This window comes from Ruegeria sp. BF7 (genome assembly GCF_056538605.1).
The window spans coordinates 89,608-103,103 of the sequence record NZ_JBQFTM010000001.1 but is presented as its reverse complement, the minus strand read 5'-3'; the positions used below and the strand labels follow the sequence as shown (position 1 = coordinate 103,103).

Sequence of the window (13,496 nt, the reverse complement as noted above, 5' to 3'; positions counted from 1 at the left end):
CCCGTCAATTTGATCAGTGACGCAAAGGTGTCTTGTTCCTTTGAGCAGCCGCGTCTTACCGATCCCGACCTTCAATACGGGATGCGCGCCCGGCTGATGAATTGACGCAGCGCGAACCGTGAACGCACCACGCGTAAGCCCGGCAACCGCATTAGTTTTGTCTGTAGGAACGTTTCAAACTCTTCCAGGCTTTCAACTGCAACTTCCAACAGGAAATCCTGCGCGCCGGTCATCAACGTTCCGGTCACCACCTCGTCAAACAGCGCGACCTGGCGCTGAAAGTCTGCCACTTTCTCTGCGTCCTGCCTCTCGAGTTCGACCGAGACGAAAGCCGTGATCGGAAAGCCCGCTGTTTTACGGTCGATGCGGGCGCTGTAACCCGAGATAAGCCCGGATTCCTCAAGACGCGCCAACCGGCGTTTGCAAGGTGTGGCGGACAGGCCAATGCGTTCCGAAAGTTGGACCAATGACATGCGCCCGTCCTCTTGCAGTGCACGAAGAATCTCTCGATCCACTTGATCTGTAGTGTAAGGCACTATGAAACCTAATTTTTGTAGTGTAATCCACCAAGTTTGCTTCAGAATACCCTGGATAAGCGGTTTTTCAACCCAGCGCAGGATAATAGGCTGGAAGACATGATCCTGACGGATCGAAGTGATTACGCCCCGCCCTTCTAAAAAAGAGAAACCATGCCCCTGATCATCACGGAAGAAACCCCGCCACCCGGATATGAGCGCCTGATCTTTGCTGAGGATGCCGGTAGCGGGTTACAGGCCTATATCTGTTTGCACTCGACAGTTTGCGGCCCGGCGGCGGGAGGCTGCCGAATGTGGGCTTACGAGAGCCGGGAAGCTGCTCGTGAAGACGTGTTGCGGCTGGCACGCGGCATGACCGCCAAGAATGTTATGGCCGGACTCGGGCTGGGCGGTGGCAAATCGGTGATCATTGGCAATGCCCGTAAAGACAAAACCCCGGCAATGCTGCGCGCCTTTGGTCGCGCGGTCGACGCGCTGGAGGGGCAGTACTATACCGCTGAAGATGTGGGTTTCTCACCCGAAGACATTCGGATTGTGGCCGAGGAGACGGATTTCGCAGTTGGCCTCGAAGGTGGGGAGCATGGCAGCGGTGACCCGTCCCCCTTTACCGCCGAAGGGGTTTTTCAGTGCCTGAATGTCGGCGCAAAAGACGTATTCGGGAGCGACGATCTGACCGGGCGTCGCGTGCTGGTTCAGGGATTGGGCCATGTGGGGATGAGCCTGGCGGAAAAACTGCATGCCGCAGGTGCCTCGCTGATCGTGTCGGACATCAATCAATCCGCGCTTGACCAAGCCCGCGACCGGCTGCGTGCGGATATCTGCCCTGTGGATCAAGTATTTGACGCACAGATGGACATTTTTGCGCCCTGTGCTCTGGGTGGCATTCTGACCCATGACAGCGCGCAGAAACTGACGGCGCGTCTGGTCTGCGGCGCGGCCAACAACCAATTGGCTGAAGACGCCGTTGCCGAAACCCTTGGCGCGCGCGGAATTCGCTATCTGCCCGATTATGTGGTCAATGCGGGTGGCATCATCAGTGTGGCAGGTGAAATCCACAAGGCAGGTGAGGCATATCGCCAGGCCAGGCTCAAGGAGGTCGCGACGCGAATTGCCGAGATTCTCGCGACCTCGAAACGTACCGGCCAATCGACCACAAGGGTCGCCGCCCAGATTGTCGATGACATTCTGAACAGCGCCCGTGACCACCGACAGGAGGGAGCGGCATGAGCGAAAAAACCCAACCGCTGTCGCTGAACGTACCGGAACCGGGCTGCCGACCGGGCGATACGCCGGATTTCTCGGATTTTGAAATCCCCCGCGCGGGTGAGGTCCTCAGGCCGCCGGTTGACGTGGCGGCCGATGACATTCGTGACATGGCTTTTTCGATTGTTCGGGTTCTGAACAAAGAGGGACAGGCCGTCGGTGAATGGGCAGGGGCAATGACGCCTGATGAACTGCGTACCGGCTTGCGCCATATGCTGACCCTACGCGCTTTTGACAAGCGCATGCTGATGGCGCAACGCCAGGGCAAGACAAGTTTCTATATGCAGCACCTGGGCGAAGAGGCGATCAGCTGTGCCTTTGCTCGTGCGTTGCAGCCCGGTGACATGAATTTCCCGACATATCGTCAGGCCGGACTACTGGTTGCAGTAGACTATCCGATGCTGACGATGATGAACCAAATCTATTCCAATGCCGATGACCCGCTGCACGGTCGTCAGTTGCCAATCATGTACACTTCGAAAGAACACGGGTTCTTTTCGATCTCAGGCAATCTGGGCACGCAATTTGTGCAATCGGTGGGTTGGGCCATGGCCTCAGCCATTTCTGGGGATACCAAGATCGCCGCCGGTTGGATTGGCGACGGCTCAACCGCGGAAAGCGATTTTCATGCGGCGATGGTGTTTGCTTCCACATACAAAGCGCCGGTGGTTCTGAACATCGTCAACAACCAATGGGCTATCTCGACCTTCCAGGGCATCGCGCGGGGTGGTGTCGGCACATTTGCCGCGCGCGGCCACGGGTTTGGTATCCCCTCGCTTCGTGTCGATGGCAACGACTATCTGGCCGTTCACGCAGTCGCCAAATGGGCCGCCGAACGCGCGCGCCGCGGGCTTGGTCCAACTTTGATTGAGTATGTGACTTATCGCGCGGGCGGGCATTCTTCGTCAGACGATCCGTCGGCCTATCGCTCGGGTGAGGAAGCCAGCGCCTGGCCGCTGGGCGATCCGATTGAGCGGCTGAAACAGCATCTGATCACGATCGGCGAATGGTCCGACGAGCGCCATACACAGGCTGAGGCCGAAATCATGGATGAGGCCATTACGACGCAGAAACAGGCCGAGAGCGTCGGTACCCTGGGCGACGGTAAGGCTCCATCGCCGCGCGACATGTTCGAAGGTGTCTATGAAAAGATGCCGCCGCACCTGATCCGGCAGCGCCAGCAAGCGGGGTATTGAGAGATGGCCCAAATGACAATGATCGAAGCCATTCGCAACGCTCATGACGTAGCTATGGCAGCCGACGACCGGGTGGTGGTGTTTGGTGAGGATGTGGGGTTTTTCGGCGGCGTCTTCCGCTGCACCGCCGGCCTACAGGAAAAATACGGCAAGAGCCGCTGCTTCGACGCGCCAATCAATGAAAGCGGGATCGTCGGCACCGCTATCGGTATGGCCGCCTACGGTCTGAAACCGGTGATCGAGATTCAGTTCGCTGATTATGTCTATCCCGCCTATGATCAGATCGTGAGTGAGGCCGCACGTTTGCGCCACCGCTCAAACGCCGATTTCACCTGCCCACTTGTCATCCGCATGCCAACGGGAGGCGGTATTTTCGGTGGCCAGACACACAGCCAGAGCCCGGAGGCGCTGTTTACCCATGTGTCGGGCCTCAAGGTGGTGATGCCGTCAAATCCGGTGGATGCCAAGGGCCTGTTGCTTGCGTCGATTGCCGACCCGGATCCTGTGATCTTTCTGGAGCCCAAACGGCTTTATAACGGGCCGTTTGACGGGCATCACGATAAACCGCTGACAACCTGGAAAAAGCACGCCCAGGGCGACGTGCCCGAAGGCGATGAGATTGTGCCTCTGGGCAAGGCCAAGGTCACCCGCGAGGGGGCGGATGTGACCGTCTTGGCCTACGGAACCATGGTTTATGTGGCCGAGGCCGCCGCAAAGGAAACGGGTATTGACGCTGAGGTGATCGACCTGCGGACACTCATGCCATTGGATCTGGACACGATCACTGCCTCGGTGAAGAAAACCGGCCGTTGCGTGATCGTGCATGAAGCCACGCGCACCTGTGGCTTTGGTGCCGAGTTGCTGAGCCTTGTGCAGGAGGAGTGTTTCTATCACCTCGAAGCACCAATTATCCGGGTCACCGGTTGGGACACACCTTATCCGCATGCCCAGGAATGGCAGTATTTCCCGGGCCCAATGCGGGTGGGTGAAGCCCTCAAAACCGTCATGGAGGACTGAACCATGGGCGTACATATCATCCGTCTTCCGGACATCGGCGAGGGTATCGCCGAAGCCGAATTGACCGAATGGCAGGTCAAGCCTGGCGATATAGTCAGGGAAGACGATATTCTGGCTGTGGTGATGACCGACAAGGCCGCAGTCGAAGTGCCTTCATCCGTCGCTGGCAAGGTTTTGGAATTGGGTGGGGAGATCGGCGAGTTGATGGCCGTTGGCGCCACTCTGATCCGCATTGAAGTCGACGGAGAGGGCAACGAAGGCGATGCGCCTGCCGTGGCCGAGGCGACCGACGTTGAGCCGGAACCTGAACCAGATCCGAAGGTCGAGCCCAAGCCTGAACCCGCAAAAGAACCCGAACGGGCCGCACCTGCGGTGGCGCGCGCCCAAGGCACCAAGCCACTGGCCTCGCCCTCGGTACGCGCTCGTGCCCGTGAAGAAGGCATCGACTTGCGCCAGGTGCCGGGGTCCGGTCCGGCCTCGCGGATCAGCCACAACGATCTGGATCAGTGGATTGCTTCGGGCGGCATTCAGCAGGGTCAGATCACCCGTGGCGCCAATACCGGCATTGAAGAGGTGCGCGTCATCGGCATGCGCCGCAAGATTGCCGAAAAAATGCAGCTTTCGAAACGCCAGATCCCGCATATCACCATCGTTGAAGAGGTCGAAATCGAGTCTCTCGACGCCCTGCGGGTGGCGCTGAATGACAAATACAAGGGCCACAGGCCAAAGCTGACAATGCTGCCGTTCCTGATGCGCGCGATTGTTGAAGCGGTGCGCGAACAGCCCGGATTGAACGCCCGTTTCGATGATGAGGCCGGCGTCATCCATCGCCATGGTGGCGTGCATGTGGGCATTGCCACCCAGACGCCAAACGGGCTGAACGTGCCGGTAATCCGCCACGCCGAAGCGGGTAGCCTTTGGGACAATGCCGCCGAGTTGACCCGCCTGGCCGAGGCTGCCCGCGAGGGCACGATCAAGCGCGAGGAATTGCAGGGCGGCACCATCACCATCACCTCGCTCGGCCCCTTGGGCGCGCTGGCCACCACGCCGATCATCAACCACCCCGAGGTGGCTATTGTCGGCGTCAACAAAATGCAGATCCGCCCGGTTTGGGACGGTCAGCAGTTCCAGCCGCGCAAGATGATGAACATCTCGTGCAGCTTCGATCACCGGGTGGTCGACGGCTGGGATGCGGCGGTCTTCGTGCAGAAACTGAAATCCCTGCTGGAAACCCCGGCCATGTTGTTTGTGGAGGGCTGAATGTCGGACCTGAAATGTAAGTTGCTGATCATCGGCGCTGGTCCCGGCGGCTATGTTTGCGCCATTCGTGCGGGGCAGTTGGGCATCGACACGATCGTAGTGGACGAGGCCAAGCCCGGCGGTACCTGTCTGAATGTGGGCTGTATCCCCTCCAAGGCGCTGATCCACGCAGCCGACGAGTTTCACCGGATCACTTCGGTGAATGACGGCCCGCTGGGCATCACCGCCCCGGCCCCGAAAATTGACCTCGCCAAAACTGTTGCCTGGAAAGACGGTATCGTCAAACGGCTGAATACCGGTGTCTCGGGTCTGATGAAAAAGGCAGGCGTCAGGTTCGTGTCGGGCTGCGCGCGGTTTCTGGATGGAAAAACCGTGTTGGTCAGCGATGCTGATGGCGAGAGCCGTGAAATCACAGCTGAATACATCGTCATCGCGTCGGGATCGGCCCCGGTCGAGCTGCCCTTCCTGCCATTTGGCGGCGATATCCTGTCTTCGACCGAAGCTCTGGCACTGGGTGACGTGCCCGAAAGCCTTGCCGTTGTCGGCGGCGGTTATATTGGGCTGGAACTGGGCACGGCCTTTGCCAAACTGGGTACCAAAGTCACGGTGGTCGAGGCCGAGGCCCGTATACTGCCCACCTATGACAAACCGCTGACCGAACCGGTAGCGAAACGTCTGTCGGCACTGGGTGTCACGGTCATGACCGACACCAGGGCGCAAGGCTTTTCCGATGGTGTTTTGGCCACGGATCAGGGCAATGTTGCCGCCGACAAGGTGCTGGTGACCGTTGGTCGCCGCCCACGCACCCATGGTATCGGGGTTGAGGAACTGTCGCTTACAATGGACGGTCCGTTCATTCGGATCGACGAGACCTGTCAGAGTTCGATGCGGGGCATCTATGCAATCGGGGACGTCACAGGCGAACCCATGCTCGCCCATCGCGCCATGGCGCAGGGCGAAATGGTCGCCGAACATATCGCGGGCCACACCGTCGCGTGGGACAAACGCGCGATTCCGGCAGTCTGCTTCACCGACCCCGAGATCGTTACCTGTGGCGCTCTGCCCGGCGAGATTGACGGCACAAACGCAACCGATTTCCCGATGGCGGCCAATGGCAGAGCCATGACATGCGAACGTGAAGACGGATTTGTCCGCGTGGTCTGGCGCGAAACCGACCATGCTGTTGTGGGCATTCAGGCTGTCGGCGCGCAGATGTCGGAGCTGTCGGCTGCGTTCTCGATTGCCATCGAAATGGGTGCCTGCCTTGAGGACATCGGCGCAACCATCCACGCCCACCCGACCCAGTCCGAAGGCCTGCAAGAAGCATGTCTGAAGGCTCTGGGTCAAGCCCTGCATATCTGAAGTTCAGGCGGAAACTCTGCCAGCTCGCCTTCGGTCGGGCTGACCTCTTCTGGCTGTGTTCTGTCAGACAAATTCGAACCAGCCTCAGCTCGGCCTGTAGAGCTGCCCTGTAGGCCGCGCCAAGTTCACGCCACTCCGCAAAAGCTGCGGACCGCTTCAGCTTGAAAATGTCTCGGCTGGCAAGAGATCTTTCCTGGTTGAAGAAGGAGGAATGTACTGCGGCAAATATCTGCCAACTTCGCAAATGCCTGAAACGCTGCATTGCGTATTCGCTTCGCCGGAACGGCAAGTGTAAATTCTCAACTCGATTGTTGAACCGCCTGCCCGTCATTTGTTTTTCCTGGGCACCAAGCTCTCTGAGCGCGGTGCGATATGGCGCAAAACGACTTGAACCGACTTCACCGGCAGCACCGTGGCGCCTCATCAGTTTTTCCTCTTTCCACCCACTTGTTTCGGCGTTTTAGTGATCACGGCTTCCAGCACCTCGCCCGCATGATCGACGGCACGCCACAGGTAGTGCCGTTCGCCATTAATCTTCACAAACACATCGTCGACATGCGGTCTCGATTTTGATTACGTTCTATATGATCACGTACAATACATCCGGCGCATGACTAAAGGCGTCAGGTACATCGGGATCTGATAGGCCCCGATAAACACCATGATCGGCGCCGTGACCTCGGGTGGCAGAGCCACGAAGAACAATGCGATGTTGCGATTTCCGGCGATCAGAGACACTGCGGTCGCTTGAGCCGGACGCAAGCGATTGCGTGCAAGTCGTAAGGTGGCGATCTGAGCGCCAAAATTCAAGAAACAGGCGAAGGCGATCCAGAACCCGGCAAGCCACGGATCATTCAACGCCGTTGTGCTAACCGACGGCATCAGGCCAATGACGAAAACTGCCAACGTGATCGCAGCCAACCCTTCAAGTTTCAACAGCGTTGTTCGCGAAGGATTGCTTAGAACAGTCAGGCGAAGCCCGACGGCAACAAGCGTCACGATAGAAATCGTCAGAAACAGCTTTAACGCAGCCTTCAGGACCGCCGATAAATCTCCAAGCTCAGGCATAAGCCAGAAAACCGGCAGAGCCGTCAGAGGCAACGCGGCTGTCCCGACCACAACCAGACGCATCGCGTGCTCAGCGGGATACCCCATCATCATACAAAGGTTCGGACTGCCTGAGATCGAGGGCGCGGCGGTCATGATCAGAAATGACAAAATGACCGCCGTTCCCGTCCATCCCCCGGCAAACGCTATTGCGAGAACGGCAAGTGGCATTAGAACCTGAAACCCGACAACTGTTGTTGTGACCTGACGCAGGTCCGCCAAAGATCCCAGAATGGCCGCTGGCTCCATCCGTAGAATGGTCACGAACAACAGAAGAGCAACTAGAGGCGGGAGCAAAGGCCGCATTGGCTCGGCCAGTCCCGGCAGCAACAACCCCACGACCAGTCCAGAGACCAGAACGTAAGGGCCATTTTGCGCCGCCCAGAGCAGCATTTTCACTGCGCCACCTTACCCGCCCGGTGTCCCGCGCAGGTTTTCGGGCAACCACGTTGCGAGGTCAGGGAACCAGATCAGGATAAAAACCATCAGCACCATGATCAGGAACATCGGGATCGCGGCGCGGGCGATATAGCTCATCTCATGGTTTGTCATTCCCTGCATCACGAACAGATTGAACCCAATCGGCGGCGTAATCTGTGCCATTTCGACAACGACGACGATGAAGATACCGAACCAGATCAGGTCTATCCCGGCATCGCGGATCATCGGTTCAACCACCGCCATGGTCAGCACAACCGAGGAAATGCCGTCGAGGAAACAACCCAGAACGATGTAGAACACCAGCAGGACCATCAGTAGCTCGAACCGGGTCAGTTCCCACCCGGCGATCAGGTCGGCCAACCCACGTGGAAGGCCGGTAAAGCCCATCGAAAGCGACAGGAACGCTGCACCTGCAAGGATCAGCGCAATCATCGCACTGGTCCGAGTAGCGCCCATCAGACTTTCAGTGAAGGTCTTCCATGTCAGCGACCCCTGCCCTGCGGCCAACAGCAATCCTCCGATCACGCCAAAGGCAGCAGCCTCGGTCGCGGTGGCATAGCCGAGATACATCGAACCGATCACAACCACGATCAACAAGATAACAGGCAACAGAAAACGAGAGTTCTTGAGCTTTTCGGAAAAGGTCAGCTTACCTTCCTGGTTCGGATTCCAGTCCTTGCCAAACTTGGAATAGATCGCGACATATCCCATGAACATCGCGGCCAGCACGAGGCCCGGCAGGATACCTGCAAAAAACAGCTTGGTGATCGATTCATTGATCGTAACGCCATAGACGATCAACGTCAGAGATGGCGGGATCATTAGGCCGAGCGTGGCCGCCCCCGTAAGAGTGCCAATGATCATACGCTCGGGGTACTTTCGCTTACGCAGCTCGGGGATCGACATCTTGCCGACCGTGGTCAGGGTGGCAGCGGAAGAGCCCGAGACGGCAGCGAATACCGTGCAGCCTACAATATTAGTATGCACCAGTCCGCCGGGCAGCGGAGCCATCCAAGGGGAAAGACCCTTGAACATATCCTCGGATAATCGCGTTCGATAAAGGATCTCGCCCATCCAGATGAACATGGGCAGCGCTGTCAGGGTCCAGGACGAGGACGCTGACCAGATGGTCGTGATCATAACGTCGCCCACGGGGCGGGTCGTGAACAACTCCATCCCGACCCAGGCAACGCCCATCAGGGCAAGACCGACCCAAACACCAGTTCCGAGGAGGGTAAAGAGAACAAAGAGGAAGAGTATGATGACAGACAGGTTTTCCATGCTCTTATTCCCCGTGGCTCTGATCAGCCAAATCGCGGACGATGCGGTGATCGCCCTTGAAGATGACGTGGATGAGGTGATCGGTCAGAGCGATTGCAAGGATCACGGCGCCGATCAGCATGGTGGATTGTGGAATCCAAAGCGCGGTTTTGTCCTGCCCCTGGCTGATATCGTTGAACTTCCAGCTCCAGTAGACGAAGCGATAGGCGTACCAGCAGAAGTACCACATAACCGCGGAGCCGATGGCAAAACACCAGATTTCAAGGATGCGCCGCGCGCCTTCTGGAACTGCGTTCAGCAAGATCGAAACACGGATATGGCTGCCGCGGTTCAACGCATTGGCAAAGGCAAGAAACGAGGCAGCTGCCATCGCATACCCGGCATAATCAGGTGCACCGGGAAAGACTTCTCCGGTCCAGCGCGCCAGCATCTGCACCACGATCAGCAACAGAATGGCAATCAGGCTGAGTGCCGCCAGAACTCCTGCTGCCAAATAGATGAAATCCAGTACGGACCGAAGCCCTCGCAATACCGCCATACCGTCCCCGTTAAGTTATGATTGGATGGGTTAAGGGCGGCGAAAAAAACGCCGCCCGCGTGCAGTTACTGCGACGAATTGAATGCATCGACGATGGCCTTGCCTTCGTCGCCTGCGGCTTCCAGCCATTCATTGGTCATGGTGACGCCGATTTCCTTCAGTTCCTGAACCATCTGATCGGACGCAGGACCAACGGTCATTCCACCATCGCGCAGACCTTGTAGCGTAAAGCCGGTGTATTCCTTGGCCCGCCAGTTGCCAGCGTATTCCGCCAGATCCGCGCACGCTTTGATGACGTTCTTATTGGCGTCGGACACGCCAGACCAAATGTCGGAGTTCACCATCACGTAATTGCGCGGCAACCAGGCGTCGACCTCATAGAAATAGTTCAGGCTTTCCCATACCTTGCGGTCATAGCCGGTCGAACCTGAGGACACCATCGAGTCTGCAACTCCGGTGGCGAATGCCTGACTGATTTCAGCTGCTTCAATGGTCACCGGCAGCATCCCCGTCAGCTCGGCCAGACGCGAGGTCGCGTTGTTATACGACCGGAATTTGATACCTTCCATATCGGCGACCGAGTTCACCTCATTCTTGAAGTACAGCCCCTGCGGCGGCCACGGCACAGCGTAGAGCAGGGTCAGGTTCTGTTCTGCCAGCAGCTTTTCAAGCGAGGGTTTGGCGGCTTGCCACAACTTTTCGCTGTCATCGAAGGACGTGGCCAGGAACGGGATCGAGTCAAACCCGAACAACGCGTTTTCATTCTGGTGGCCGGACAGCAGGCGCTCACCGATCGGAGCCTGTCCGGTCTGAATCGCGCGTTTGATGTCGGCGCCTTTGAACAACGAGCCCGAGGGATGCGTGACGATTTCGATTTCACCACCGGTGCCGGTGGTCACGCATTTGGCGAATTCCGCGCCCGTGGCCGAGTGGAAGTTTGACGCGGCATAGGCCATCGGCATGTCCCACTTCTCGGCTAGCGCAGGTGCGGCTGAGGCGGCCGTAAGGGCCGTCGCCGTCAGAAGGTTTGTTAGTTTTTTCATCACATTCTCCCTATTGAATATTGAGCTGCCATTTTGTCATCAGCCTATTATTATGTTGCGAAACGTGAGGGTGCGTAGACGCTCATATCGGCGTTCGGGGTTCTGCCCGCGATCATATGTGCCAGAAGACGCCCAGTTTTTGGCCCGCCCGTCAGGCCGATATGATGGTGACCAAACCCCATGAACGCGCCGTCAATCCCCGGAACATCGCCGATGATCGGGATCGAGTCTGCCGGCGCCGGCCTGTGCCCCATCCATTCCACTTCCTCCTTCCATGTCACACCCGGAAGAGCCGCCCGCGCATTCTTGCGCATCAACTCGAACGGTGCGCGCGAGGGCGGAGCTTCCAACCCTCCGAACTCTACAATTCCCGCCAAGCGTATCCGCCCGTCCATAGGCGTGGCAACAAACTTGCCCGATGCGACCATAACCGGGCTGCGCGGCATTGCAGAAGGGGCCACTAATTCAAGATGATAGCCTCGTTCGCTTTCAAGCGGGACAGAAATACCCAACCGTTTTGCCAAAGGCCCAGACCAAACTCCTGCCGTAATGATGGCTGTCTCGCATGGGATGGTTTCGCCATTCGCACGCACACCCGTGACGCAGCCCTTTTCACGCACGACATCTTCGACACAGGCGCGGATCACCCGGCCTCCGTTCGCCTCGACATGTGTGGCCAAGTCCTTCACATAGCGCCCAGGATCCGTGATATGTCCATGCTCAGACAGTTTGGCGGCGAAACCGATGTCCGGGCTGAAGACCGGGTCGTAGTCATGGAAAGCCTTGCCTTCCAATTCATCCCACTCAAACCCGTGCTTGCGCCGAATGCTCCAGCCGAAGGCATCTTCTTCGAATTGGGTGCGGTCATTGTAAAGGAACAGGTAATCTGACGGTACGATCCACTGTTCCGCAGCTGTGCCAGAAGCCAGAGCCTTGTGATCGTTCAAGCTGTCTCCAACTATCGGCGCAAGGGCCGCTGCAATCCGCGCGACATCATCGGCGTTTGCATGGCTTAAGTATTTTTTCAGCCACGGGATCAGCTTGGGCAGGTATCCCCATTTCAGGAACAGAGGCTGAGACGGGCTGAACAACATCTTTGGTGCCTTGCCCAAAAGGCCGGGAACTGTCACCGGCACGATGGAACAGGAGGCCAGAACCCCGCCATTACCGTGCGAGGCTCCTTCACCCGGCCCGGCCTTGTCGATCAGGATCACATCGTGACCGTCACGCTGCAGCCAGACCGCTGCAGAGACGCCTACGATACCGGCGCCGATAATGGCTATGGTCCTTTTTTCGCTCATGCCGCCACGGCCTTGGCTGTGGCATAACGATTCAGCTTTGCTACATCGGGCCTGCCGCCCAACCCGGGCCCTGTAGGGACGACAACTTGGCCGTTTTTGATCCGAAATGGCTCTTCCAGAATATCCTCCTGCAGGAAATACGAGGCTTGATAGAACTCGCATCCAAGCGTGATTTCAGGGGTCGCCGCGATCATGTGGGTACCCGCCAGATGCGCAAGACCAGCCTCGAACATGTCGCCCCCATAGGCCATCAGACCATGCGCCGCTGCTATACGGGCGACCGTTTGGCCGCGTGTTAATCCGCCCGATTTCATGATCTTCACCGACACACCGTCGCAAATCCTTTCACGCGCGGCGCGCTCCATATCTTCGGGGCCAAAGACGCTTTCATCAGCCAACAGGGGCACGTCGACCATCTGCCGCAACCTTGCCATCATACCGTAATGATGCGCGCGCACCGGCTGTTCGATAAAGTCCGGATTAAACTGGGCCGCGTCTCGTATCTGTGCCGGAGCTTCTTCGATATCGAGCCCTTGGTTATAGTCCACCCGTACCGAGAATTCCGGATAATTCTGCGCAATGTGCTCCAGTCGCATGATGTCGAACGCATGATCCTTGAACCCGGTCTTGAGCTTTATGACCCGAACGCCATCCTCCTTCAGCCGAGACATGAGATCGATATCCTGTGCAAACTCAGGGTTCGCAATGGAACAGCTGAGTGGAATCGCGTCGCGGCAGCGACCACCCAGCAGAGACCAGACCGGAACACCAGAAACACGGCCAGCGAGATCCAGAAGAGCGGTTTCCAACGCTGCTTTGGCTTCGGTGCAATGCGCCACAGCGTACGCCGCACATGCCATGATTGCTGCGCGATCACCAATTTTTGCCCCCACAACAAGCGGTCGCAGATAGCGATCCAGCGCTGCATAGCTGGCTTCGGGCGTGCCGGTGAACACTGACCACGGTGATGCCTCTCCGAACCCTTCTGATCCGTCCTCTGTCGTTAACCGCAGGACGACAACCTCGCAGGTGCCTTCCACAGAGCCAATTCCGTGGTCCCGCCGCGACGTAACCGGCAGCTTCAGGTGCCACAGATCAAACCCAATGATTTTCTGGTTCAGATCGCTCATTTCATCCCCTGTTGATGAAAA

The 13,496-nt window shown here is 58.0% G+C and carries 12 protein-coding genes and 1 pseudogene; 5 read left to right on the top strand and 8 right to left on the bottom strand.

Translation table 11 applies throughout. From position 1 onward, the window contains the following. Window positions 1–71: 71 nt before the first annotated feature. A complete protein-coding gene (locus tag ACR0IK_RS00490) occupies window positions 72–539 on the bottom strand; it encodes an Lrp/AsnC family transcriptional regulator (protein WP_480596374.1) in 468 nt (155 codons plus the stop codon). 150 nt (window positions 540–689) lie between these two features. Between ACR0IK_RS00490 and ACR0IK_RS00485 the strand changes: the two genes are divergently transcribed. From ACR0IK_RS00485 to lpdA, 5 genes are read left to right on the top strand one after another with little or no spacing between them, the layout of a single operon-like run. Continuing rightward, window positions 690–1,763 carry a Leu/Phe/Val dehydrogenase gene (locus ACR0IK_RS00485; RefSeq protein WP_480640034.1) on the top strand — a complete coding sequence of 358 codons (1,074 nt, stop codon included), beginning with the start codon at window positions 690–692 and terminating at the stop codon, window positions 1,761–1,763. Continuing rightward, window positions 1,760–2,995: a thiamine pyrophosphate-dependent enzyme gene (locus tag ACR0IK_RS00480; protein WP_480640033.1), complete on the top strand. Its 1,236-nt coding sequence runs from the start codon at window positions 1,760–1,762 to the stop codon at window positions 2,993–2,995. The genes ACR0IK_RS00485 and ACR0IK_RS00480 overlap by 4 nt, the downstream gene beginning before the upstream one ends. 3 nt (window positions 2,996–2,998) lie before the next feature. Further along, entirely contained in the window at window positions 2,999–4,012 is a 1,014-nt protein-coding gene (locus ACR0IK_RS00475; protein WP_480640031.1) for an alpha-ketoacid dehydrogenase subunit beta, read from the top strand. Between the two features lie 3 nt (window positions 4,013–4,015). Further along, the gene (locus tag ACR0IK_RS00470; protein WP_480640029.1) at window positions 4,016–5,272 is read left to right on the top strand and encodes a dihydrolipoamide acetyltransferase family protein; all 1,257 of its coding nucleotides are present in this window, start codon (window positions 4,016–4,018) and stop codon (window positions 5,270–5,272) included. Further along, complete coding sequence (gene lpdA, locus ACR0IK_RS00465) at window positions 5,273–6,634, top strand: dihydrolipoyl dehydrogenase (protein WP_480640027.1); 1,362 nt, start codon at window positions 5,273–5,275, stop codon at window positions 6,632–6,634. A gap of 112 nt (window positions 6,635–6,746) precedes the next feature. Here lpdA and ACR0IK_RS00460 read toward each other — a convergent pair. From ACR0IK_RS00460 to ACR0IK_RS00430, 7 genes and pseudogenes are all read right to left on the bottom strand, one after another. Further along, window positions 6,747–7,207: pseudogene (locus ACR0IK_RS00460) on the bottom strand (DDE-type integrase/transposase/recombinase); the annotation flags it as partial. A 15-nt stretch (window positions 7,208–7,222) separates the two neighbouring features. Next, entirely contained in the window at window positions 7,223–8,134 is a 912-nt protein-coding gene (locus ACR0IK_RS00455) for a hypothetical protein (RefSeq protein WP_480640766.1), read from the bottom strand. A 15-nt stretch (window positions 8,135–8,149) separates the two neighbouring features. Next, window positions 8,150–9,463, bottom strand: a complete 1,314-nt coding sequence (locus tag ACR0IK_RS00450; RefSeq protein ID WP_480596322.1) for a TRAP transporter large permease — start codon at window positions 9,461–9,463, stop codon at window positions 8,150–8,152. Window positions 9,464–9,467: 4 nt separating this feature from the next. Then, window positions 9,468–10,001 carry a TRAP transporter small permease gene (locus tag ACR0IK_RS00445; protein ID WP_480596324.1) on the bottom strand — a complete coding sequence of 178 codons (534 nt, stop codon included), beginning with the start codon at window positions 9,999–10,001 and terminating at the stop codon, window positions 9,468–9,470. A gap of 65 nt (window positions 10,002–10,066) precedes the next feature. Beyond that, window positions 10,067–11,044: a TRAP transporter substrate-binding protein gene (locus ACR0IK_RS00440; protein WP_480640024.1), complete on the bottom strand. Its 978-nt coding sequence runs from the start codon at window positions 11,042–11,044 to the stop codon at window positions 10,067–10,069. A 50-nt stretch (window positions 11,045–11,094) separates the two neighbouring features. Continuing rightward, window positions 11,095–12,345, bottom strand: a complete 1,251-nt coding sequence (locus tag ACR0IK_RS00435; protein WP_480640022.1) for an NAD(P)/FAD-dependent oxidoreductase — start codon at window positions 12,343–12,345, stop codon at window positions 11,095–11,097. Next, window positions 12,342–13,475: an enolase C-terminal domain-like protein gene (locus tag ACR0IK_RS00430; RefSeq protein ID WP_480640020.1), complete on the bottom strand. Its 1,134-nt coding sequence runs from the start codon at window positions 13,473–13,475 to the stop codon at window positions 12,342–12,344. The genes ACR0IK_RS00435 and ACR0IK_RS00430 overlap by 4 nt, the downstream gene beginning before the upstream one ends. Window positions 13,476–13,496 lie beyond the last annotated feature (21 nt).